This is a genomic window from Methylobacterium sp. ME121 (assembly GCF_000974725.1).
GTDB classification, from domain to species: domain Bacteria; phylum Pseudomonadota; class Alphaproteobacteria; order Rhizobiales; family Beijerinckiaceae; genus Methylobacterium; species Methylobacterium radiotolerans.
In genome coordinates this window covers 1-21420 of the sequence record NZ_BBUX01000045.1, presented here as the reverse complement: position 1 = coordinate 21420, position 21420 = coordinate 1, and the positions used below count along the sequence as shown (strand labels likewise).

The following is a 21420-nucleotide window of genomic DNA, read 5'->3' as shown; positions in this document are numbered from 1 at the left end:
CGTCCTCCGCCCTCCCCCGGCATTGCCCTGAGGCCTTGAACCCCATGCGCACGCTCTTCCTCCAGGCCCCCACCTTCGACGGTTTCGACGGCGGTGCCGGCTCCCGTTACCAAGCCAAGCGCGAGATCAAGTCGTTCTGGTACCCGACCTGGCTGGCCCAGCCGGCCGCCCTGGTGCCGAACTCGAAGCTGATCGACGCGCCGCCGCACAACATCAAGCTCGCCGAGATCGTGGCCCAGGCCAACGACTTCGACCTCGTCGTGCTCCACACCTCGGTGCCGTCGTTCAAGTCCGACGTGAAGACGATCGAGGCGCTCAAGGCCGCCAACCCGAAGCTCATCGCCGGCCTGATCGGCGCCAAGGTCGCGGTCGACGCCGCCGGCGCGATGGCCCAGGCCCCGGTGGTCGATTTCTGCGCCCGCAACGAGTTCGACTTCACCGTCAAGGAAGTCGCCGAGGGCGTCCCGATGTCGGAGATCAAGGGGCTGTCCTATCGCGACGCCAACGGTGTCGTGGTCCACAACGAGGACCGCGAGATCATGACCGACATGGATCAGCTGCCCTTCGTCACCAGCGTCTACAAGCGCGACCTGGAGATGGAGAAGTACTTCATCGGGTACCTGAAGCACCCGTACATCTCGTTCTACTCCGGCCGGGGCTGCAAGAGCCGCTGCACCTTCTGCCTCTGGCCGCAGACGGTCGGCGGCCACACCTACCGCACCCGCTCGGTCGCGCACGTGATCGAGGAGATCAAGTACTGCCTGAAGGAGTTCCCGCAGACCAAGGAGTTCTTCTTCGACGACGACACCTTCACCGACAACCTGCCGCGCGCGGAGGAGATCGCCCGCGAGCTCGGCAAGCTCGGCGTCACGTGGTCGTGCAACGCCAAGGCGAACGTGCCGCGCGAGACCCTGAAGGTGCTCAAGGAGAACGGCCTGCGCCTGCTGCTGGTCGGCTACGAGTCCGGCAACCAGCAGATCCTGCACAACATCAAGAAGGGTATGCGGGTCGAGGTCGCCGAGAAGTTCACGAAGGACTGCCACGACCTGGGCATCGCCATCCACGGCACCTTCATCCTCGGCCTGCCGGGCGAGACGAAGGAGACGATCCAGGAGACGATCGCCTTCGCCAAGCGGATCAACCCGCACACGATCCAGGTCTCGCTGGCGGCCCCCTACCCCGGCACCTTCCTGTACAAGCAGGCGGTGGAGAACGGCTGGCTCGACATCGAGAACGCCGAGCTCGTCGACGAGAACGGCGTGCAGGTCGCGCCGCTGCACTACCCGCACCTCTCGCACACCGAGATCTTCACCTCGGTCGAGGAGTTCTACAAGAAGTTCTACTTCCGGGCTCCGAAGATCGCCTCGATCGTCAGCGAGATGGTGCGCTCGCCCGACATGATGAAGCGGCGCCTGCGCGAGGGCGTCGAGTTCTACCGCTTCCTCAAGGAGCGTCAGGGCACCGCCAAGGCGGCGTAAGTCCGGGGTCCGGGGCCTGCGGCCCCGGCGGGGTGTGGGGCAGAGCCCCGCACCTCTTCCAGGGCTCCGCCCTGGACCCGTCGATACCCGTTACGAGGTTTGCGTGAAGCGTCTGGTCGTCACCGCGGATGATTTCGGGTTGAGCCCCGAGGTCAACGAGGCCGTCGAGCAGGCGCATCGCGACGGGATCCTCACGGCGGCGAGCCTGATGGTCTCGGCGCCGGCCGCCGCCGACGCGGTGGCCCGGGCCAAACGGCTGCCGTCCCTGCGCGTCGGGCTGCACCTCGTCCTCGTGGAGGCGTGGCCGACCCTGCCGGCCGCCGAACTGCCCGACCTGACCGACGCGGCCGGCCTGATGCGCGCCGACATGGCCCGCCTCGGCCTCGACTTCGCCCGCAGGCCCGCGGCCCGGCGCCAGCTCGCCGCGGAGATCCGCGCGCAGTTCGAGGCCTACCGGGCGACCGGCCTGCCGCTGGACCACGTCAACGCCCACAAGCACTTCCACGTCCACCCGCTGATCGCCGGGGCGGTGCTGCGCATCGGCCGCGACTTCGGGATGCGCGCCCTGCGGGTACCCCGGGAGCCGCGGGAGATCCTGCGCCGCGCCGAGCCCGGTGCCCGGCCACGGCCGGCCCTCGACATCGCCCCCTGGGCGGCGCTGCTCGCCGTCCGCGCCCGGCAGGCCGGGCTGCTGATCCCCGACCGCACCCTCGGCCTCGCGTGGTCCGGTGCGATGACGCCCGCCCGCGTCGCGGCTCTGCTGGCCGAACTCCCGGACGGGCTGACCGAGCTCTACACCCACCCGGCCACCGCCGGCGGCTTCCCCGGCGAGGCGCCGGGCTACCGCTACGCCGACGAGCGGGACGCGCTGATCGCCCCCGCGTCCCTGTCGGCCGCCGGCGCGTCGGGCGCGGCCCGCGGCGGGTTCTCCGACTTCCTGGGTTGATCCAGGCCGATATCTGACTTTAGTCAGATACCATGGATCCTGCCGAGATCGCCCGCGTCCGCCGCTTCGCCCGCGCCGTCACCGCCGAGGTCGGCGCGCTCGACTCCTCGTTCCTCGGCCGAGGCCGTCCCCTGGGGGCGGCGCGCGTCCTGAACGCCGTCGGGGCGGGGCGCGCGGAGATCGGCGAGATCCGCGCCTATCTCGGTCTCGATTCCGGCCTGATGAGCCGTCTCCTGCGCGGCCTGGAGGAGGAGGGACTGGTCGCGACCGCACCGCATCCCGCCGGACGCCCGCCGCCGGGTCGCGTCCCTGACCGAGGCCGGGCGGCGCGAGTTCGCGGCCTACGAGGCGCTGTCGGATGCCCGCGCCGTCGCCCTGCTGGAGCGCGCGCCGCAGGTGTCGGCGCTCTTGCACGCCATGGACCGGATCGCCCTGGTCCTCGGCCGCGACGCCATCGCGATCACCGAGGCCGATCCCGCGAGCGCGTCCGCCCGCGCCTGCCTCGCCGCCTACTACGCCGAGCTGGCGAGCCGATTCGCCGGCGGGTTCGACGTCGCCCTGTCGTGCGACCCCGAGGCCGGCGCCCTGGTGCGCCCGCGCGGCACCTTCCTGCTCGCCGTCGCGGACGGCCTTCCGGTCGGATGCGTCGGGCTCAAGGGGAGCGGCGGCGCGGTGGCGGAGATCAAGCGGCTCTGGATCGATCCCGCGGCCCGCGGGCTGGGCCTCGCCAAGCGGCTCATGCAACAGGTCGAGGCCGCCGCCCGCGACCTCGGGATCCGGACGCTGCGCCTCGACACCAGCAGCGCCCTGCCCGAGGCCCTAGCGCTCTACCGGCGGTCGGGCTGGGTGGAGATCGACCGCTTCAACGACGACCCCTACCCGGACCACTTCTTCGAGAAGGCCCTCTGAGGATGCCCCGGGGCGCGGGCCGGCGCGGTTCGGCCCCTCCTACTTGGCCGGCACCGGATCCTGGTGCGCGGCGGTCTTGCGCAGGGCCGCGCCGGCCGCCTTCTCGGCTTCCGGACGATCCTCGTCGGGCTGCTCGGGCGGCTCGCCGAGGGTCGCCGGCACCACGAAGAACGCCGCCACCAGGGTGAAGAACAGCGACAGCGCCAGCAGCTTGCCCATGCTCGCCGTGCCGGGATGGCTCGACAGGACCAGCGATCCGAAGGCGCTGCCCGTGGTCAGCGCCGAGAAGAAGATCGCCCGGGTCAGGCTGGAGGCGAGCATGTCGGTCACGCCCGCCCGCCACGCGATCACGTAGTAGATGTGGAACGCCACGCCGACCGCGAGCATCAGCGGCAGGGCGATGATGTTGGCGAAGTTCAGCGGCATGCCGACGATGCGCATCGCCATCAGCGTCCAGAGGGTCGCGATCACCAGCGGGCCGAGGGTCATCGCCACGTCCCACGGCTTGCGCAGGGCGACCGACAGGATGACGAAGATCAGCACGAAGGCCGTCACCGCCGCCTGCACGAAGGCGCCCAGGATCGTGTAGCTCGACTGCGTGGTGGCCACGGGCGCGCCGGTGGCGTGCGGGGCGACCTTCAGGACCTCGTCCGAGAACCGGCGGAGCACCGTGTCATCGTTCGAGTCGCCCTTCGGGTGAACCTCGATGCGCGCCCGTCCGTCCGCCGCCACCCAGTCGGCCTTCAGCTGCGGCGGCAGGTTGTCCAGCGTGATCTTCTCGGGATGCAGCAGGTCGCGCAGGCGCGCGAGCAGCGGCACCAGGTCCTTGGTCAGCGCCACCGAGGCCGCCTCGCGCAGCTGCACCGGGCCGGCGGCGAGCTTGTCGAGGGTGCCGGCGAGCTGCTTCGCTTGCTGGGCGCCCTTCGCGTCCCCCTTGGCGTCGGCGGAGAGGCCGTTGAGCGCCGCGGCGGCGTCCTTGAGCGCCTTGACGTTGTCGGCGTCGGTCGGCGGCGGCGGTTTGCGCCCGGGATTGAGCACCGGGTCGAGGAGCTGGGCCGTGTCGGCGATCTGGGCCAGCTTCTTGTCCTGATCCCGCGGCACGAAGGTGTCGATGCTGTTGACCGAGGCGGTGACCGGAAGCGCCAGCAGCGTCTTCGACAGCGCCGGGACCGCCTCGACGCTGGGCGCCAGCACGTCGATGAAGTTCGGGCTCGTCTCGGGATTCTTGATCAGGTCCAGGTAGGTCGCGATGGACTGCGTCTTGGGGCTGCGCAGGTGCATCGGGTTCGAGTCGAACGGCAGGTGCCAGAGCAGCGGAGCGCCGGCCAGGGTGATCAGGCCGACGACGATCAGGATCGGCTTGCGGTGCCGGATGATCCACGGATCGACGCCGACGAGCCACTCGGTCTGCACCGCCGCCTTCTCGCCCACCGGCTTGAACACCGCGATCAGCGCCGGCAGCAGGATCAGCGAGAACAGGAAGGCCACGATCATGCCGACGCCGGCGATCAGGCCCAGCTCCGACACGCCCCGGAAGGCCGTGGGCAGGAAGGCGAAGAAGCCCGCCACCAGCGACACCGCGGCGAGGGTCAGCGACCAGCCCACGCCCCGCGCCGCGGCGCGGATCGCGCTCTCCAGCGTCGGCTGCTCGTAGCGGTCGGCCCGGTAGCGGACCGAGAACTGGATGCCGAAATCGATGCCGAGTCCGACGAACAGGGCCGCGAAGGCCACCGAGATCGGGTTCAGCTCCTTGACCATGATGAGGCCCAGGGCGGCCGTGACCACGAGGCCCGCGAAGGTGGTGATGATCACCGCGCCGACGAGCTTGCCCGAGCGCAGGGCCAGCCACAGGAACAGTACGATCGCGCCGACGATGATGCTGTTGTTGAGGCCGGCATCCTCCGACAGCGTCGCGAACTCCTCGTCCGCCACCGCCACCGTGCCGGTCAGGCGCATCCGCAGGCCGTTCTGGGCGTCGATCCCCAGATCCTTGGCGACGTTGCGGATCAGCTTGGTCGCCTGGTAGCCGGGCTCCAGGGCGTTGAAGTCGAGGACCGGCTGGATCACCACGAACTTCATCTTGTCGGTGACGCTGGTCTCACCCCCCGACAGGAGCTCCTGCCAGGACATCCGCGCCGGCTGACCGGCCAGCACCTTCTGCAGGGTGGCGTCGATCTGCCCCATGGGCTTCTCGAGATCCTCGATCTTCGCGTCGCCGGTCTTCACGCCGCGCGCGCCCAGCGTCAGCACCCGCATGATGCCCCGCAGCGAGGGGTCGGCGGCGAGCGGCCCGAGCAGACCCTGCTGCTGGGTCAGCGCCTCCAGGGTCTTGTCGAGCTCCGCCTGAGACATCAGCAGCAGGCCGTTCTTGTTGAAGAACGGGCCGCCGTCGGGCCGGTACACCGTCTCGATCAGGTTCTTGTGCGCCGTGAGCGCCTTGGCGAGGTTGGCGGCCGCCTCCTCGGTCTCCTCCGGCGTCTCGCCGTTGATGACCGCCACGATGGTGTTGCTGCGCTGCGGGAACGCCTTCTCGAAATTGATCTCGTCCTGCCGCCACGGCTCCTTCGGGTCGATCAGGCGCTCGACGTCGGTGTTGATTCGGAACAGGTGCGCCGCGACTCCGAGGCTCGCGACCGTGAGGAACGCCGTGAGGGCGATCACGATCCACCGATACCGCACCGAGAACGCGACGAGACTTTCGATCACGAGCACCCTGCCTGTTCGCATCGGACGCGCCCCGCGCGCGACCGGCTCCTGCCATCCGTCCGGTCCGAACCCGGGCCACCGACGCCGTCGGGCTCAGGGCTCCGCCGCGCGATCGCTCCGCGATCCGATCGGGCGCGCATCGGGTTCGAGGACCGCCGCACCGCCCGATCCGAACGCGCCGCGCGCGTCCGGCACCCGACTGACTTCGCCCGATGCGGTCCGCGATCCGGACACCGATCGCGGGCCAGGACTTGCATCGCGGCCACGAGGCTCAGTAAAGAGGGCGATGCCAGATTGCAACGCGGCCGCCGCGGCGCGCATCCCGCGCCCGCCCGTGTGCGCTAGCGCACGGCGATTCAGGCGCGGCCTCCCGAATCCTGGGATTTCGGTCGTATTGCCGACGCAATGCACGTGCTGTCCTCAACGATCGGGCGCTTCCGTCCACGGACTTCGCACCCGCGGTCCATGTGGCACCGTTGCGTCAGGAGCGGAATAAGATGTCATCGCCCCGCCCAAACGGGGTCGTTTCAGATTAGTTCCAAGCTAGATCGCTGGAATTCGAGATTTTTTCGCGTTAAGCACCCCGACGCCCCGGGGTCGACGAAGTAAGGAGCCGCAATCTTGGGTATCCCCCTCCGGTACGTCGCGAAGATCGGCGGCTACATCCTGAAGCAGCACCTCACGGGCCGCAAGCGTTACCCGCTTGTGATGATGATGGAGCCGCTGTTCCGCTGTAACCTGGCCTGCGCCGGCTGCGGCAAGATCGACTACCCGGACGAGATCCTGAACAAGCGCCTGCCGGTCGCCGACGCGCTCGAATCGGTGCGCGAGTGCGGCGCCCCGGTGGTGGTGATCGCCGGCGGCGAGCCGCTCCTGCACAAGGACCTGCCGCAGATCGTCGAGGGCATCATCGCCCAGAAGAAGTTCGCGATCGTCTGCACGAACGCGCTGCTCCTCGAGAAGAAGATCAAGGAGTACAAGCCGAGCCCGTACTTCACGTGGTCGATCCACCTGGACGGCGACAAGGAGATGCACGACCAGTCGGTGTGCCAGCGCGGCGTCTACGACAAGGCCGTGGCGGCGATCGCGAAGGCCAAGGAGATGGGCTTCCGCGTCACCATCAACTGCACCTTCTTCAACAATTCCCAGCCGGAGAAGATCGCCGACTTCTTCGACAGCGTGACCCGGATGGGCATCGACGGCATCACCGTCTCCCCCGGCTACGCCTACGAGCGCGCTCCCGACCAGAAGCACTTCCTGAACCGGAAGGCGACGAAGGAGCTGTTCCGCGGCGTGTTCCGGCACGGCAAGGAGAAGGGCCGCGAGAAGTGGACCTTCCAGCAGTCGGGCCTGTTCCTCGACTTCCTGGCCGGCAACCAGACCTACCACTGCACCCCGTGGGGCAACCCGACCCGCACCGTGTTCGGCTGGCAGAAGCCCTGCTACCTGCTCGGCGAGGGCTACGCGGCGACCTTCAAGGAGCTGATGGAGACCACCGACTGGGACGCCTACGGCACCGGCAACTACGAGAAGTGCGCCGACTGCATGGTCCACTCGGGGTACGAGGCCTCGTCGGTCGTCGATTCGGTCCGCAAGCCCTGGAAGCCGCTGGTGCACGCGATTCGCGGCATCAAGACCGACGGCGCGATGGCCCCCGAGGTCAGCCTGGAGAACCAGCGCCCGGCCGAGTTCGTGTTCTCGCGCAACGTCGCGCAGAAGCTGTCCGAGATCAAAGCGGCCGGCGTCGACACGAAGCAGGAAGCCCGCAAGCGCACCGCCGCCTGACCGGGCGCGCACGATCGGCGACACGAGACCCGCGGCCGTGAGGCCGCGGGTCTCTTCGTGTCCGGATCCCGGATCGCCTCAGCCGAGCAGCGGCACGTGCGGGGCGCAGTCGCGCGGCAGAGTCCCGTCGAGCCGCGGATCGGGCGCGACCTCGACGTGGACCGCGAAGGGGACGAAGCCCGAGCGCCGGTAGAAGGCGAGCGCCCCGGGATGGTCCAGGGTGCAGGTATGCACCCAGAACCGCGTGATCGGGCGCGCCCAGGCCCGGCCGATCGCCGCGTTCATCAGCGTGCGGCCGATCCCGGTCCCGACCGCGTCGTCGGTCAATCCGAGGAAGACCAGCTCGCAGGTGCCGGGCTGGCGGAAATCCAGTTCCAGCATGCCGAGGTTCCGCCCGTCGCGCCGGAGCGCGAAGATCTCGACATCGCCGTCGGCCAGGATCGCCGCCAGCGCCCCGTCCGCAAGGGTGAGGCGCGAGAACCACAGCCAGTCGGCGCCGACCTCCCGGAACAGGGTCCGGTAGGTCTTCGGGTCGGTGCCCGCCAGCGGCTCGAGGGCGAGGCCGGGCGGGAGCGGCCGTCCGGGACGCGGCGGCGGCGGCCGGTGCATCTCCAGGCTCGTGACGACGGTGGCGAGATGGCCCCGCGGCACCGCCGCGTAGCCCGGGGTGAGGGTCGGGATCCCCGTATCGGGCAGCATGATTCTCCTCGGCGGTCGCGTCGGCGCGGCCCGGTCAGGCGGCCCGCGGGCGGCGCCGGGCGACCAGCCACGGCAGCACGCAGGCCGCCGACACCGCGATCGAGGCGGCGTAGGCCGCGACCGGGTCGATCCGCCCGAGCAGCAGGTGCACGCAGACATAGAAGGCCAGCACGCCGAAGGCGCCCTGGGCGCTGCCGCGCACCACGTCCAGCGCGGCGCCGACCCCGTCCTGCGCCCGGGCGAAGACGATGAGCGGCCAGGAGATGATCGGGATCGGTGCCAGGACGCCGCTCAGGCCCGAGCCGAGATGCGGCGCCAGGCCCGAGACCAGCAGGACCAGGGCGGTGGCGGCCGCGAGCCGGGCCGGCATGTCCCAGCGCGGCGGGCGCGCCCGGCGGACCGGCGCCGCGGTCCCGGCGGCCGGCCGGCACAGGGCGACCACCAGCGCCATCGCCGGCAGGTCGATCGCCGTGGCGAGCCACAGGCCGGGCTGGACCACCCCGTGCAGCAGCGCGCCCGCGAGGACGAAGGCCGCCAGGGCGAGCAGCGCGGACGCGAGCTTCCCCGTCCGCGGCGCGGAGACGGCGTAGGCGAGGTAGCTGACCGTGACCGCGCCGAGTCCCTCCACCGAGCCGATCGCCGCCTCGGCGGCGAAGCGCTCGCCCTGCTCGGCGGCGAGGTAGATCGAGATCGGCGCCGAGGTGAGCGGCAGGCCCGAGAGCAGGCCGCCGACGAGGCTGCCCCACCGGCGCGCGGCCGCCGACACGGCCCACATCAGGGTCGGTGTGACGACGATCTTGGCGGCGATCAGGCTCATGGCGACCGGCGGGGCCCGGGGCCTCAGGCCGCCTGGGGCGGCCCGTCATCCTCCGGGTCGGCGGGCGAGTTGAGGATGTCCTCCAGCTCGTCGACCAGCCGGTCGACCTGGTCCTCGGTGGCGAGCACCTTCAGCACCTCCCCGGTCTCCGTCTCAACGGCCAGCTCGATATGCGGCCCGACCCGGGCCGTCAGGATCCGGGCCAGGATCTTGATTGCACTCATGCGACTGCCTCCTCCGCGGCGATGAGGCCGACCGCCACCGCCGGTCCACAGGTCGAGATCCCGTCGCGCGCGCCGCCGATCCGGTCCGCCAGCAGCGCCGCCAGCGGCGTCGAGGGCCGACCGAGCCGCTCGGCGAGGCGGGCGCCCACGAAGGCGCCGGCGCCGCACAGGACGAGGGGCGCGTCCGCGCCGAGATCGGGCCGGCTGAGGATCTCCGCCGCCGCGTCGTGCAGCAGGCGCAGCTGCGCCTCCGCGAAGTGGGCGGCGAGCGCCGTCCAGGCCGCTCCGGGCGCCTCCGCCCGGTCCCGCCCGACGATCCGGGCGAGCCGGGTCTCGCTCTCGGCGACCGTCTTGCCCTTGCGGTCGCCGCTCGGCTGCTGGTCGGCGCCCTCGGGGAGGAGGCCGAGGATGCGGTAGACGTCCGCCATGTGGGCGAAGGTCTCGGTCATCAGCCGGGTCCGGCGGCCCGCGAAGGGGGCGTGGTCGGACAGCGCGATCACCGGCGTGCGCACCGCGCCGGTATAGACGAGCTCGCCGGTCTCCAGCCGCTCGGCGTCGCTGTAGCCGGTCGCGGCCGGCCGTCCGCCCACGACGGGGATCAGGTCGGCGGTGGTCGAGCCGATATCGATCAGGAGCGCGTCCGGGACGTGCCGGCCGGCGAGCGCCGCGGTGGCGTGCCAGTTGGCCGAGGCCACGTCCGCCGCGCGGGACGCGGCCGCCTCCGGGGCGACGAAGCCCGAGCGCCCGGCGTAGATCCGCACGGTCCCGGCGAGGTGCGATCCGGCCCACCCGGCGAGCGCCGCGACGCCGGCGCGCCGGTCGGCGAAGCAGTCGGTCAGCTCGCCCGTCATGGTCACGGCGTGGAGCGCCGCGCCGCGGGCCCAGTCGGGGGCGGCCTCCAGCGCCCGGTCGAGGGCCGGCAGGCCCTGCCAGAGCGGGCACGGCACCTGGGCGGCGGCCGCGACCCGGCCGTCCTCGACCAGGGCGACCTTGACGTGGACCCCGCCGAGGTCCCACCCGATCGTCGTTGGGTTTGATGAGCGCATGGGACCGCGATGAGCGCCTCGATGGACCACAGGATCGGGCGCCCCGGCTTCGCGGTGATCCCGGTGCTCGATCTCCGGGGCGGCCGCGTGGTGCGGGCGCGCCGGGGCGAGCGCTCCTCCTATGCCCCGATCGAGACGCCCTTGGCAAAGGGCTCGGCGCCCGACGCGGTGGCCCGGGGGCTGCGCGACGCGTGGCCCGCCGCCATCCTCTACGTCGCCGATCTCGACGCGATCATCGATCGCGCCGCGCCCGATCTCCGCGCCCTGGAGGCGATCGCCCGCGCCTGCCCGGGCGTCAGCCTGTGGGTCGATGCGGGCTTCGCCGAGCCGGCGGGCGTCGACGCGTTCCTGGCCTCCGGCCTGGGCCGCCCGGTGATCGGCAGCGAGAGCCAGGCGGATGCCGACCTCGTGACGCGGCTCGGCGACCGGGCGGTGTTCTCCCTCGACACGCGCGGCGCGGAGCGGCTCGGCCCGGCGGCCCTCCACGACGATCCCGCGCTCTGGCCGCCGGAGGTGATCGCCATGACGCTGGCGCAGGTCGGCGCCGGGGCCGGCCCGGACCTCGGGGCCCTGGGAGCCCTGCGCGCGCGGGCGCCGGATCGCCGCCTCTACGCGGCGGGCGGCGTGCGCGGCCCGGACGACCTGCGGGCGCTGCGGGCGGCCGGGATCGCCGGGGCGCTGGTCGCCTCGGCCCTCCACGACGGGACCCTGTCCCGGTCGACGGCGCCCGACCTCGCCTGACGCTTCCGGCCCGGGCCGGCGGCTGCTAAACCGCCCGGCAGAGAGACCACCGACACGAGCCGTCAGACGATGGAAAAGTTCACCACCCTGGAGGGCGTCGCGGCGCCCCTGCGGACGATCAACGTCGATACCGACCGGATCATCCCGGCGAAGTACCTGAAGACGATCCGGCGGACCGGGCTCGGCAAGAGCCTGTTCGCCGAGATGCGCTACCGCGAGGACGGCTCCGAGAACCCGGACTTCATCCTCAACCAGCCGGCCTACCGGAACAGCAAGATCCTGGTGTGCGGGGACAATTTCGGCTGCGGCTCGTCCCGGGAGCACGCGCCCTGGGCGCTGGCCGATTTCGGCATCCGCTGCGTGATCTCCACGAGCTTCGCCGACATCTTCTTCAACAACTGCGCCAAGAACGGCATCCTGGCGATCGTCGTGTCGCCCGAGGACCTGGAGAAGCTGTTCGAGGACGCCGAGCGCGGCGCGAACGCCACCCTGACGGTCGATCTGGCGGCGCAGACGATCCGGGGGCCGGACGGCGGCACCCTGCATTTCGACGTCGACGAGGGCCGCAAGCACAACCTGCTGAACGGACTCGACGAGATCGGGCTGACCCTCGAGCGCGTCTCGTCCATCGACGCCTACGAGCAGAAGCTCGCCCAGCGCGCGTGGGCCTGAGCGGCGGTATCCGCGTCCCGACGGCGGTCGCGTCGCGCTGAGGCGACCGCCGGTCCGACCCGGATGCGGCCTCACCCGAGCCGCATGGACAGTTCGACGTCGTCGGCGAACGGCACCGACAGGTAGCCCCGGCTCGGCGCGCGCACCCGTGCCAGGTAGTCCGGGCTGTGGTCCGCGTTGTCGGCGACCACGAGGGCGCCCGGCCCGAGGCGGCTCTCCACGAGGCTGAGAACCTCCGGATAGAGCCCCTTCGCCCCGTCGAGGAGCAGCAGGTCGACCGAGTCGGGCAGGTCGAGGCCGAGGGTCTGGAGGGCGTCGCCCTCGCGGAACTCGACGAGATCCGCGAGCCCGGCCGCCATCAGGTTCGCCCGCGCCCGCACCACCTTGGACGGCTCGAACTCGCAGGTGATGAGCCGGCCGCCGCCGTTGTCGCGCAGGGCCGCGGCGAGGTGAAGGGTCGAGAGGCCGAAGGAGGTGCCGAACTCGACGATCGACCGCGCCCGGCGGGTCCGCGCGAGCATGTAGAGCAGCCGGCCGGTCTCCCGCGAGACCGCGAGGGGCATGTCCTTGAGCCGGCTGTAGAAGTCCCGGTAGCCGGTGCGGCTTCCCATGAGCCGCGTCCGCTCGTCCGCCGAGAGATCCCCGACGGCGCTCAACGGTGAGGATGCCTCCGCCTGCACGAAGAGACTGTCCAGCAGCGAGGCGATACGCGGTTCGGCGAGTGTGGAAGCTGAGAGTGACATGGCGCGTTGCTGTCCGTCTTGCGTGTTCAACTGAACACGACGCAGAGTACCGCTGCCCCCTACCCCCGCCTATTCGCGTTCCGAGCACCACCCCATGCCCGACCGGCCAAGTCTCGGAATTTCCAAGCGAAAGCAGCCCCGGCAGGCGCGCTCCAGCGACCTCGTCGCGGCCGTTCTGGAGGCGGCCACTCAGGTTCTGGGGGAGGTCGGCGCGGAGCGCTTCACGACGGCGCGGGTCGCCGAGCGCGCGGGCGTCAGCATCGGCTCGCTCTACCAGTACTTCCCCAACAAGGCGGCGATCCTGTTCCAGTTGCAGAGCGACGAGTGGCGGGACACGACCGCCCTCCTCGCCGGCATCCTGACGGATCCCGCGACGGCGCCCGGCGCGCGCCTGCGCGCCGCCGTCCACGCCTTCGTGCGCTCGGAATGCGCGGAGGCCGCGATGCGCCGGGCCCTCGACGCGGCCGCCCCCGCCTATCGCGACGCGCCCGAGGCCGCGGAGCCGCAGCTGGCCGGCGCGCAGGCCTTCCGCGAGTTCCTGCACGCGGCCCTTCCGGCGGTTCCCGAGGCGGAGCGTCAGGTCGCGGGCGAGATCATCGCGACGACGCTCGGCACGGTCGGCGAGCGCATCTCGGAGTCGATCCGCGACGAGGCCGCCCTGGAGACCCGCGCGGACGCCCTGGCCGACATGCTCTGCGCCTATCTGGACCGCCTGGGAGGCGAAGGCCGGGCCGTCGGGCCGCCCCGATGACGCGCCACGGCGCCGCCCGAGGTCCCGGGGCGCGGCCCCGGGTCGGCCGGTTCAGCCGGCCTCGCCGGTGAAGGCCTCGAAGGCGCGGGCGGTGTAGACCAGGGCGGCGCCGGCGTTCAGCGCCACCGCGACGCCCAGCGCCTCCACGACCTCCTCCTTGCTCGCGCCGGCCTTGCGGGCGGCGTCGGAATGCACGGCGATGCAGCCGTCGCACCGGGTCGTCACCGCCACCGCGAGGGCGATCAGCTCGCGGGTCTTCGCGTCCAGCTTGCGCTCGGTCGGGGCCGCCGCCGCGAGCTGATCGTGGGCCTTGAGGAGGTCCGGGCTCACCGCACCGATGCGCCCGAGCGTGCTGACGAGCTCGGCGCCGTACTGATTCCAGTCCTTCATCATGCGTCCTGTCTCCCTGCTCGGTGGGGCCGACCACTGGCGGGCCGGCTCCGCATCAACCTACCGGTTGGTAGGCAGCTGGGTCAAGGTAAGGCGGGTTTCCTCACCGTTCGTTAACCCACATGTCGCCTGAATCCGCGCCCAGACTCCGTTCCGCATCGTGAGGATCGTCAGCATGCCGAAGCACCCGACGGGACCGAGGACGGCGCGCGCGCTCGGGCTGCTCGCCGGCATCGCGGTCCTGCCCTTGGCGAGCCTGCCGGCGCGGGCCGATTTCGACAGCTGCCTCGCCGGCATCCAGTCCCAGGCGGCGGCGGCGGGCGTCTCGGCGCAGACCTTCCGGTCCGCCACGAGCGGCATCAGCTACGACGACAAGGTGATCGAGCTGTCCCAGGCGCAGCCCGAATTCAAGACGCCGATCTGGGACTACATGGCGGCGCTCGTCGACGACGAGCGGGTCGAGGACGGGCGCGCGGCCATGCGCCAGAACGCGGCGGCGCTCGCCCAGGCCGAGTCGCGCTACGGGGTCGACCGGTACACGATCGCGGCGGTCTGGGGCGTCGAGTCGAATTTCGGCAAGAACCTCGGCAAGATGCCCCTGGTGCAGTCGCTGGCGACGCTGGCCTGCTCCAACAACCGCCGCCGGGACTTCTTCCGCGGCGAGCTGATCGCCACCCTGCGGATCATCGAGCGCGGCGACATCGCGCCGGAGCGGCTGACCGGCTCCTGGGCGGGCGCCTTCGGCCAGACCCAGTTCATGCCGACCACCTATCACCGCCTCGCCGTCGACGGCGACGGCGACGGGCGGCGCGACGTGGTCGACTCGACGGCCGACGCCGTCGCCTCCACGGCGAACTTCCTGCACGTCGCCAAGTGGCAGCACGGTCAGGTCTGGGGCTACGAGGTGAAGCTGCCCCGCGGCTTCAACGTCGCCGCCGCCGGGCGCAAGAACAAGAGGCCGGTTGCCCACTGGGCGTCGCTCGGCGTGACCCGCGTGGACGGCCGTCCGCTCTCGGGCGAGGGGCCGGCCGGGATCATCGCGCCCGCCGGCATCGACGGGCCGGCCTTCCTGGTCACCAAGAACTTCGACGCGATCTACTCGTACAACGCCGCCGAGTCGTACGGCCTCGCCATCGCGGTCCTGTCCGACCGGCTGCGCGGCAAGGCCGGCGTCCAGGCGGCGTGGCCGACCGACGACCCGCCCCTGTCGCGGGCCGAGCGGCGCGATCTCCAGACCCGGCTGGCCGCCCGCGGCTACGACGTCGGCGAGCCGGACGGCAAGGTCGGCCAGAAGACGCGCGACGCCATCAAGGACGTGGAGCGCCGGCTCGGCATGACGCCCACGGGCCGCGCCGGCGGCAAGGTGCTGGAAGCCCTGCGCGGCGGATGAGCCGGCGGCTGATCACCTCGGGCTCCCCGTTCGAGCGGGATTATGGCTACTCCCGGGCGGTAATCGACGGCGACACCGTCTACCTGTCCGGGACGACCGGCTACGACTACGCCACGATGACGATGCCCGACGGCGCCGCCGCGCAGGCCGAGGCCTGCTGGCGCACGATCCGCTCGGTTCTCGCCGAGGCCGGGACCGGCCTCGCCGGCCTCGTGCGCGCCACCTACTACGTCACCGACCGGGACGATGCCGAGGCCGTGCTGGCGGTCTGCGGCCGGGTGCTGGCAGATGTCCGACCGGCCGCCACGATCGTGATCGTGGCGGGCCTTCTGCGCCCCGAGATGCGCGTCGAGATCGAGGTAACCGCACGGATCGGCTAGCCGCCTGACCCCGATCTTGGCAGCGCGGTTGTGCCGGGCCGCGGCGCCACGCCGATCCGCCGCCGATATCATCCCCGATCGCGCCCGAGCGGCGCCCGCAATGGGCCGACTTCGCCCAGCTGCCGCGGACGGCCGGGACGTTTCGTCCGCGCGCCGCGGGCAAGATCTCAGGTTCTCCATCGCCGTTCCGCGGCCCGTTCCTCCGCCCGATGCAGACCGCGTCGTGGCCGACGACCTCTTCGTCCGCTCTGCACCGCTGATCCTATCCTCTTTCAGATCTCGCCCCGGATCCCAGGGCTTGCGTTGACATGTACGCGCAGATTTATCAGGTCTCACCGCAGCATATCCGATGCTGGCGCTCCTGCGGTATGAATTATGATCAGAATATTTTTCAGTAAAAGCCTTTCACGTCGAATGATGGCGCAGATTTCGCTCATAACAATGCTTATCGCGGTCATCGGCGCTGCAGGGCTGCGAATGTATTATCAGGAAATGCTGTCGGAGAGGCTGCAGTCCCTGCGCACGGTCACGGAGCTGTTCACCACCTATGCGCAAAGCCTCGAGACCCGGGTCAGGAGCGGCGCTCTGTCCCGGGAGGCGGCCCTGGCGGCACTGGTCGAGACCGCCATGGCCATGCGCTTCGACACGGGCACCAACTACGTCGCCATCTACGCGATGGACGGAACGGCGCTGGCGGTTCCCGACCGCCGACTCGTCGGCAGCAATCAGCTGGAGACTCGGGTCAACGGCGTTCGCGTGGCCGGGACCCTGATCGATCTGCTGAAGAAGTCCGACACGGCTACGATGAGCTATCTCTATCCCCGGCCCGGGCATGAAGGCCTGTCTCCGAAGACGACGCTCGCCGTCAGGTTCGCGCCCTGGGACATCTTGATCGCGGCGGGGACCTACACCGACGACATCAAGGCCGCCTTCCAGGCGCTCGCCCTCGCGGCGATCGGCCTTCTGCTCGGGCTCGGCGCCCTGGGAGTGATCGGCTCGCTCCTGATCGGGCGCGGCATCACCCGGCCGCTCGACCGGCTCGGCCGCCGGATGCAGGTGCTGGCTCAGGGCGACGGCGCGGAGCCGATACCCGGGCTCGAGCGGACAGACGAGATCGGCGAGATGGCCCGGACCGTCGAAGTCTTCCGACAGGCCCTGGACGCCAAGGCCGCCATGGACCGGGCGGCCGCGCAGGAAGCGGAGGCCAAGGCCCGGCACGCGCAGAGCCTCGACGCGCTCACCCGGGCGTTCGAGGCCCAAGCCGGTGCGCTGATGACGGGCGTCTCCGCGGCCGCGACCGAGATGCAGGCGACCGCCGAGGCGATGGCGCGGACGGCCTCGCGCACGAGTGACCGGGCGACGCGCGTCGCCGGGGCCGCGCAGGAGACCGCCGGGAGCGTGCAGAGCGTCGCCGCGGCCACCGAGGAGATGGCGATCACCATCCAGGAGATCTCCGGACGGATGGCGCAATCGTCGGCCAAGACCGCGCGGGCGGCGACCGAGGCGCAGCGCACGGACGCCCTCGTGGGCGATCTCGCCGACGGGGCCGAGCAGATCGGGGTCGTCGCCAGCATGATCGCGGGCATCGCCCGACAGACCAACCTCCTGGCCCTCAACGCCACGATCGAGGCGGCCCGGGCCGGCGAGGCCGGCCGGGGCTTCGCCGTCGTGGCGGGCGAGGTCAAGGCGCTGGCCGAGCAGACCGCGGCCGCGACCGAGGAGATCGCCGCGCGGATCGGCGCGGTCCAGGCCTCGACCCGGCAGGCCGTCGAGGCGATCCACGGGATCGGTCGCACCATGGGTGAGGTCAGTACGCTTGCCGCGACCGTGGCGGCCGCGATCGAGCAACAGGGGGCGACCACCGAGGAGATCGTGCGCAGCGTCGCGCGCGCGGCGGCCGGCACGGAGGCCGTCACCGGCAACATCGCCGACGTGTCGCAGGGTGCCGAGGCGACGGGCGACGCGGCTGAGCGGGTTCTCGGCGCCGCGATCGACCTGTCACGCAGGTCCGAGCAGCTCTCCGCCGAGATCCACCGGTTCCTCGACGGGATCCGGGCTGCCTGAGGTGGCGTGCCGGCGGCCTGGACGAGACTGTCGGCCAAGAAAAAAACCGGCCCGGCTGAGCCGGACCGGTCTGAATGAAACGGGACGATCGCTCCGGCCCGCGGAGCGGATCGGACAGCTTACTCGGCGGCGGGCGCCGCGGCCGGGGTGTCCTTCGCCTTGTAGCGGTCGGTGCGCTCGACGATGCGGGCCGACTTACCGCGCCGGTCGCGCAGGTAGTACAGCTTGGCACGGCGCACCTTGCCGCGGCGGGCCACCTTGATCGAGTCGATCATCGGGGAATGGACCGGGAAGACGCGCTCCACGCCCTCGCCGTACGAGATCTTGCGGACCGTGAAGCTCTCGTTGAGGCCGCCGCCCGAGCGGGCGATGCAGACGCCCTCGTAGGCCTGCACGCGGGTGCGCTCGCCTTCCTTCACGCGGACGTTGACGATGAGCGTATCGCCCGGCTCGAAATCCGGGATGGTCTTGGCGAGGCGCGCGACTTCCTCGCGCTCCAGCTGCTCGATGATGTTCATGGCATAGCTCCGGCCGTCGCGCCGTTCCGCCCCTCATGGGCGATCGGCGCCAGGATTTCGGCGATCCTGTTGTGAGTTGGGCGGCTCTCTACAGGATCGCCGCCGGCTTGTCGATTGGGGTACGGGCGCGATCGAGCCGCGGCGCCGCCGGGATGTCGGATCGTGCGATCGATCCCGGACGGAACTCTGCCGCGTCCCGCTCCTCCAGGTGGGGCCGGGTCTTCGCCGCGCCCCTCCCCGGCCGCGGAGGCACCGCGACCGCGCCGCCCGGCTTCGCGTCAGCGGCGCTCCTCGGATCCCGACCGCGCTTCGGGCAGCACGCAGGCGGAGAGGAAGGCGGCGAGATCGTCCGTGATGTGGTCGATATGCGGCTCGCGCACCGCCTCCTGCTCGAAGGCCTCGCGATAGGGATCGGTGACCTTCGGCACCACCAGCACGGTCGCCATGCCGAGGTCGTGCGGCACCGCGAGGTTGCGGGCGATGTCCTCGAACAGGGCGGCCCGGGTCGGCTCGACGGCGTGCTTCTCCAGGAACCGCTCGTAGGTCGTGCGCTCCGGCTTCGGGACGAAGTCGGCGGCGGCGATGTCGAACACGTCCTCGAAGTGGTCGAGGATGCCGAGCTTGCCGGCGACGTTCTCGGCGTGGCGGCGCGACCCGTTGGTCAGGATCAGCTTGCGCCCGGGCAGCCGCTCGATCGCGTCGCCGAGGCTCTTGTCGAGCTTGATCGACGAGTGGTCGATGTCGTGGGCGAAGTCGAGGAAGTCGTGCGGATCGATCCGCGACTCGACCATCAGCGCCGACAGCGTCGTGCCGTAGCGGTGATAGAAGTACTTCTGCAGGGCGCGGGCCGAGATGCCGTCGAGCCCGTAGAGCTGCATCACGTACAGGGTGATGCGCTCGTCGACCTTCGGCCAGACCGCGGCGTCGCTCGGGTAGAGGGTGTTGTCGAGATCGAACACCCAGGTGTCGACATCGGCGAAGCCGCGCGCCGCCGGCGTGGTGAACTGGGCCTTGTCGGGGTGGTGCACCGGAACCCCTCAGGTTGCTGTTGCCCCGGAATCTGGACCGGAACGGCCAAGCTCGCAAGTTTGATGCTTGTCCGGAGCTTGTGAGGCCGGCCCCTCCGGGGCGGGCGGGGGTACGACAATGCGCCGGGCGCGCGGAGGTTGCGTCCGCGCACCGCACCGCGCCGTCGGGGGCGGCGCGGTGCGCGGGCGGCCGCGTTCTCAGCCCCGACGGATCAGGGTGCCGGCACCGTAATCGGTGAACAGCTCGAGGAGCACGGCGTGGTTGACCTTGCCGTCGAGGATGACGACCGCCTCGACGCCGCGCTCGATCGCGTACATGCAGGTCTCGATCTTCGGGATCATCCCGCCCGTGATGGTGCCGTCGGCGATCAGGCGCCGGCAATCCTCCACGGTCAGCTCGGGGATCAGCTTCTTGTCCTTGTCGAGCACGCCCGGCACGTCGGTGAGCAGCAGCAGGCGCTTGGCCCGGAGCGCCCCGGCGATCGCCCCCGCGAAGGTGTCGGCGTTGACGTTGTAGGTCTGCCCGTCCGCCCCGTAGGCGACCGGCGCGAGGACCGGGATCAGCTCGGCCTTGAGCACCGCGTCGAGGACGCCGCGCTCGACGTGGTCCGGCTCGCCGACGAGGCCCAGATCGACGGTCTGCTCCACGTGGCTCTCGGGATCGACGACGGTCTTCATCGCACGCTTGGCCCGGACCATGTTGCCGTCCTTGCCGCACAGGCCGACCGCCCGGCCGCCCTCGGCGGAGATCCAGCCGACGATCTGCTTGTTGATCAGGCCCGCCAGGACCATCTCGACGACCTCGACGGTGGCCTCGTCGGTGACGCGCAGGCCGCCGCGGAACTCGGACTGAATGCCGAGCCGGTCGAGCATCTTGCCGATCTGCGGACCGCCGCCGTGCACGACGATCGGCTTCAGCCCGGACTGCTCCAGGAGGACGATGTCCTCGGCGAAGTCCTCGGCCGCGGCCCGGTCGCCCATGGCGTGGCCGCCGTACTTGATGACCACGATCTCCTGGTCGTAGCGCTGCATGTGGGGCAGCGCCTGGGCCAGGACCTCGGCACGCACGTGCACGTTGGGCAATTCGGTCATCGCGGTCCTTCACCGATCCTTGGGTCGGGTCCTCGGGGCGGATCCGGGCCTCCCCGCCGGGCGGGGGCGCTTCTACAGGAAGCCGCCCGCGCTGCGAAGCCGCCCCGCGCGCCTTCGCGGAGGCGCGGCCCGCGGACCGGCGGCCGATGCGGGCCGCCCCGCGGCCGGCTGTCAAACTACAGTCATCCTTCGCGGGTGTTGCATTCCCGTGACAGACTGGAGCAGATCCAGGCTGGCCCGGGTTGCATCCGCGTGCGCCCCGGATCATGTTGCATCGCAGCAAGCCGAGGGCGAGCTGCCGGGAGGGCCCGATGCGGATTGCGATGATTGGGGCCGGATATGTCGGCCTGGTCTCCGGCGCCTGCCTGGCCGATTTCGGCCACACGGTCGTGTGCGTCGACCGGGACCCCGACAAGATCGCCAGCCTGAACGCCGGCCGCATGCCGATCTACGAGCCGGGCCTCGACGTCCTGGTCGCCGAGAACGTGCGCCAGGGCCGGCTCGCGTTCAGCACGTCCATGCGGGAGGCCGTGGCCGAGGCCGACGCGGTGTTCATCGCGGTGGGCACGCCCTCCCGCCGCGGCGACGGCTTCGCCGACCTGAGCTTCGTGTTCGACGCCGCCCGGGAGATCGCCGGCGCGCTGTCCGGCTTCACCGTGGTGGTGACCAAGTCGACCGTGCCGGTGGGCACCGGCGACGAGGTCGAGCGCATCATCCGCGAGACCAACCCCGGGGCGCAGTTCGCGGTCGCGTCGAACCCCGAGTTCCTGCGCGAGGGCGCGGCCATCGCCGACTTCAAGCGCCCCGACCGCATCGTCGTCGGTGCCGAGGAGGCCAGCGCCGAGGCGGTGATGCGCGAGGTCTACCGGCCGCTCTACCTCAACCAGGCGCCGATCATGGTCACGTCGCGGCGCACGGCCGAGCTGACCAAGTACGCGGCGAACGCGTTCCTGGCGGCGAAGATCACGTTCATCAACGAGGTCGCGGACCTGTGCGAGGCGGTGGGCGCGGACGTGCAGGCGGTCGCGCGCGGCATCGGCC

The 21420-nt window shown here is 71.2% G+C and carries 20 protein-coding genes and 1 pseudogene; 11 read left to right on the top strand and 10 right to left on the bottom strand.

Going from position 1 to position 21420, the window contains the following annotated elements; genetic code table 11:
• Positions 1-44: 44 nt before the first annotated feature.
• The 3 genes and pseudogenes from hpnJ (at position 45) to ME121_RS22460 (ending at position 3333) form a co-directional block, all read left to right on the top strand.
• Positions 45-1478 carry a hopanoid biosynthesis associated radical SAM protein HpnJ gene (hpnJ, locus tag ME121_RS22470; protein WP_012317976.1) on the top strand — a complete coding sequence of 478 codons (1434 nt, stop codon included), beginning with the start codon at positions 45-47 and terminating at the stop codon, positions 1476-1478.
• Positions 1479-1581: 103 nt separating this feature from the next.
• Positions 1582-2424: a hopanoid biosynthesis-associated protein HpnK gene (gene hpnK, locus ME121_RS22465; protein WP_012317975.1), complete on the top strand. Its 843-nt coding sequence runs from the start codon at positions 1582-1584 to the stop codon at positions 2422-2424.
• A 32-nt stretch (positions 2425-2456) separates the two neighbouring features.
• A pseudogene (locus ME121_RS22460) lies at positions 2457-3333 on the top strand (bifunctional helix-turn-helix transcriptional regulator/GNAT family N-acetyltransferase).
• A gap of 39 nt (positions 3334-3372) precedes the next feature.
• Here ME121_RS22460 and ME121_RS22455 read toward each other — a convergent pair.
• Complete coding sequence (locus ME121_RS22455) at positions 3373-6039, bottom strand: MMPL family transporter (RefSeq protein WP_041372513.1); 2667 nt, start codon at positions 6037-6039, stop codon at positions 3373-3375.
• A 621-nt stretch (positions 6040-6660) separates the two neighbouring features.
• On the opposite strand from ME121_RS22455, the gene hpnH reads away from it, so the two are divergent.
• On the top strand, positions 6661-7824 hold the full coding sequence (gene hpnH / locus ME121_RS22450; RefSeq protein WP_012317972.1) for an adenosyl-hopene transferase HpnH: 1164 nt from the start codon (positions 6661-6663) through the stop codon (positions 7822-7824).
• A 78-nt stretch (positions 7825-7902) separates the two neighbouring features.
• On the opposite strand, the gene ME121_RS22445 is transcribed toward hpnH, so the two are convergent.
• Genes ME121_RS22445 through ME121_RS22430 form a run of 4 tightly spaced genes read right to left on the bottom strand, consistent with a single transcriptional unit; the run spans position 7903 to position 10610 of the window.
• On the bottom strand, positions 7903-8523 hold the full coding sequence (locus tag ME121_RS22445) for a GNAT family N-acetyltransferase (protein WP_059409606.1): 621 nt from the start codon (positions 8521-8523) through the stop codon (positions 7903-7905).
• Positions 8524-8557: 34 nt separating this feature from the next.
• Positions 8558-9340, bottom strand: coding sequence for a hypothetical protein (locus ME121_RS22440; RefSeq protein ID WP_059409605.1), 783 nt, complete (start codon positions 9338-9340; stop codon positions 8558-8560).
• Positions 9341-9363: 23 nt separating this feature from the next.
• Positions 9364-9564 carry a hypothetical protein gene (locus ME121_RS22435; RefSeq protein WP_012317969.1) on the bottom strand — a complete coding sequence of 67 codons (201 nt, stop codon included), beginning with the start codon at positions 9562-9564 and terminating at the stop codon, positions 9364-9366.
• Entirely contained in the window at positions 9561-10610 is a 1050-nt protein-coding gene (locus tag ME121_RS22430) for a hydantoinase/oxoprolinase family protein (RefSeq protein WP_024830870.1), read from the bottom strand. Before ME121_RS22430 ends, ME121_RS22435 begins: the two co-directional genes overlap by 4 nt.
• Positions 10611-10619: 9 nt before the next feature.
• Between ME121_RS22430 and ME121_RS22425 the strand changes: the two genes are divergently transcribed.
• The gene (locus ME121_RS22425) at positions 10620-11351 is read left to right on the top strand and encodes a HisA/HisF-related TIM barrel protein (protein WP_083374287.1); all 732 of its coding nucleotides are present in this window, start codon (positions 10620-10622) and stop codon (positions 11349-11351) included.
• Between the two features lie 69 nt (positions 11352-11420).
• On the top strand, positions 11421-12023 hold the full coding sequence (gene leuD / locus ME121_RS22420; protein ID WP_029359938.1) for a 3-isopropylmalate dehydratase small subunit: 603 nt from the start codon (positions 11421-11423) through the stop codon (positions 12021-12023).
• A 71-nt stretch (positions 12024-12094) separates the two neighbouring features.
• Here leuD and ME121_RS22415 read toward each other — a convergent pair whose 3' ends face one another.
• The gene (locus ME121_RS22415; protein WP_012317965.1) at positions 12095-12766 is read right to left on the bottom strand and encodes an O-methyltransferase; all 672 of its coding nucleotides are present in this window, start codon (positions 12764-12766) and stop codon (positions 12095-12097) included.
• A 94-nt stretch (positions 12767-12860) separates the two neighbouring features.
• On the opposite strand from ME121_RS22415, the gene ME121_RS22410 reads away from it, so the two are divergent.
• Positions 12861-13517, top strand: a complete 657-nt coding sequence (locus tag ME121_RS22410; RefSeq protein WP_043073243.1) for a TetR/AcrR family transcriptional regulator — start codon at positions 12861-12863, stop codon at positions 13515-13517.
• Between the two features lie 51 nt (positions 13518-13568).
• On the opposite strand, the gene ME121_RS22405 is transcribed toward ME121_RS22410, so the two are convergent.
• Positions 13569-13910, bottom strand: a complete 342-nt coding sequence (locus tag ME121_RS22405) for a carboxymuconolactone decarboxylase family protein (RefSeq protein ID WP_012317963.1) — start codon at positions 13908-13910, stop codon at positions 13569-13571.
• A 172-nt stretch (positions 13911-14082) separates the two neighbouring features.
• On the opposite strand from ME121_RS22405, the gene ME121_RS22400 reads away from it, so the two are divergent.
• The 3 genes from ME121_RS22400 (at position 14083) to ME121_RS22390 (ending at position 17741) form a co-directional block, all read left to right on the top strand.
• Positions 14083-15297 (top strand): lytic murein transglycosylase, encoded by a 1215-nt coding sequence (locus tag ME121_RS22400; protein ID WP_179240042.1) that lies wholly within the window; start codon positions 14083-14085, stop codon positions 15295-15297.
• Positions 15294-15677: a RidA family protein gene (locus ME121_RS22395; RefSeq protein ID WP_024830876.1), complete on the top strand. Its 384-nt coding sequence runs from the start codon at positions 15294-15296 to the stop codon at positions 15675-15677. Before ME121_RS22400 ends, ME121_RS22395 begins: the two co-directional genes overlap by 4 nt.
• Before the next feature lie 477 nt (positions 15678-16154).
• Complete coding sequence (locus tag ME121_RS22390) at positions 16155-17741, top strand: methyl-accepting chemotaxis protein (protein ID WP_348648830.1); 1587 nt, start codon at positions 16155-16157, stop codon at positions 17739-17741.
• Positions 17742-17860: 119 nt separating this feature from the next.
• Here ME121_RS22390 and rplS read toward each other — a convergent pair whose 3' ends face one another.
• The 3 genes from rplS to argB all read right to left on the bottom strand — a co-directional run bounded on the left by rplS (position 17861) and on the right by argB (position 20379).
• A complete protein-coding gene (rplS, locus tag ME121_RS22385; protein WP_012317959.1) occupies positions 17861-18259 on the bottom strand; it encodes a 50S ribosomal protein L19 in 399 nt (132 codons plus the stop codon).
• A 278-nt stretch (positions 18260-18537) separates the two neighbouring features.
• Positions 18538-19287, bottom strand: coding sequence for a pyrimidine 5'-nucleotidase (locus ME121_RS22380; protein WP_024830878.1), 750 nt, complete (start codon positions 19285-19287; stop codon positions 18538-18540).
• 198 nt (positions 19288-19485) lie between these two features.
• Positions 19486-20379 carry an acetylglutamate kinase gene (gene argB / locus ME121_RS22375; protein WP_012317957.1) on the bottom strand — a complete coding sequence of 298 codons (894 nt, stop codon included), beginning with the start codon at positions 20377-20379 and terminating at the stop codon, positions 19486-19488.
• A 311-nt stretch (positions 20380-20690) separates the two neighbouring features.
• Between argB and ME121_RS22370 the strand changes: the two genes are divergently transcribed.
• Positions 20691-21420, top strand: a 730-nt coding sequence (locus ME121_RS22370) for a UDP-glucose dehydrogenase family protein (RefSeq protein ID WP_491892860.1), incomplete at its 3' end; no start/stop codon positions are given.

Excerpts from the sequence above, each read along its gene's own strand:
- hpnJ (WP_012317976.1), top strand. The coding sequence starts at position 45 with ATGCGCACGCTCTTCCTCCAGGCCCCCACCTTCGACGGTTTCGACGGC.
- ME121_RS22445 (WP_059409606.1), bottom strand. The coding sequence starts at position 8,523 with ATGCTGCCCGATACGGGGATCCCGACCCTCACCCCGGGCTACGCGGCG.
- ME121_RS22440 (WP_059409605.1), bottom strand. The coding sequence starts at position 9,340 with ATGAGCCTGATCGCCGCCAAGATCGTCGTCACACCGACCCTGATGTGG.
- ME121_RS22435 (WP_012317969.1), bottom strand. The coding sequence starts at position 9,564 with ATGAGTGCAATCAAGATCCTGGCCCGGATCCTGACGGCCCGGGTCGGG.
- ME121_RS22430 (WP_024830870.1), bottom strand. The coding sequence starts at position 10,610 with ATGCGCTCATCAAACCCAACGACGATCGGGTGGGACCTCGGCGGGGTC.
- ME121_RS22425 (WP_083374287.1), top strand. The coding sequence starts at position 10,620 with ATGAGCGCCTCGATGGACCACAGGATCGGGCGCCCCGGCTTCGCGGTG.
- leuD (WP_029359938.1), top strand. The coding sequence starts at position 11,421 with ATGGAAAAGTTCACCACCCTGGAGGGCGTCGCGGCGCCCCTGCGGACG.
- ME121_RS22415 (WP_012317965.1), bottom strand. The coding sequence starts at position 12,766 with ATGTCACTCTCAGCTTCCACACTCGCCGAACCGCGTATCGCCTCGCTG.
- ME121_RS22410 (WP_043073243.1), top strand. The coding sequence starts at position 12,861 with ATGCCCGACCGGCCAAGTCTCGGAATTTCCAAGCGAAAGCAGCCCCGG.
- ME121_RS22405 (WP_012317963.1), bottom strand. The coding sequence starts at position 13,910 with ATGATGAAGGACTGGAATCAGTACGGCGCCGAGCTCGTCAGCACGCTC.
- ME121_RS22400 (WP_179240042.1), top strand. The coding sequence starts at position 14,083 with ATGCCGAAGCACCCGACGGGACCGAGGACGGCGCGCGCGCTCGGGCTG.
- ME121_RS22395 (WP_024830876.1), top strand. The coding sequence starts at position 15,294 with ATGAGCCGGCGGCTGATCACCTCGGGCTCCCCGTTCGAGCGGGATTAT.
- ME121_RS22390 (WP_348648830.1), top strand. The coding sequence starts at position 16,155 with ATGTATTATCAGGAAATGCTGTCGGAGAGGCTGCAGTCCCTGCGCACG.
- rplS (WP_012317959.1), bottom strand. The coding sequence starts at position 18,259 with ATGAACATCATCGAGCAGCTGGAGCGCGAGGAAGTCGCGCGCCTCGCC.
- argB (WP_012317957.1), bottom strand. The coding sequence starts at position 20,379 with ATGACCGAATTGCCCAACGTGCACGTGCGTGCCGAGGTCCTGGCCCAG.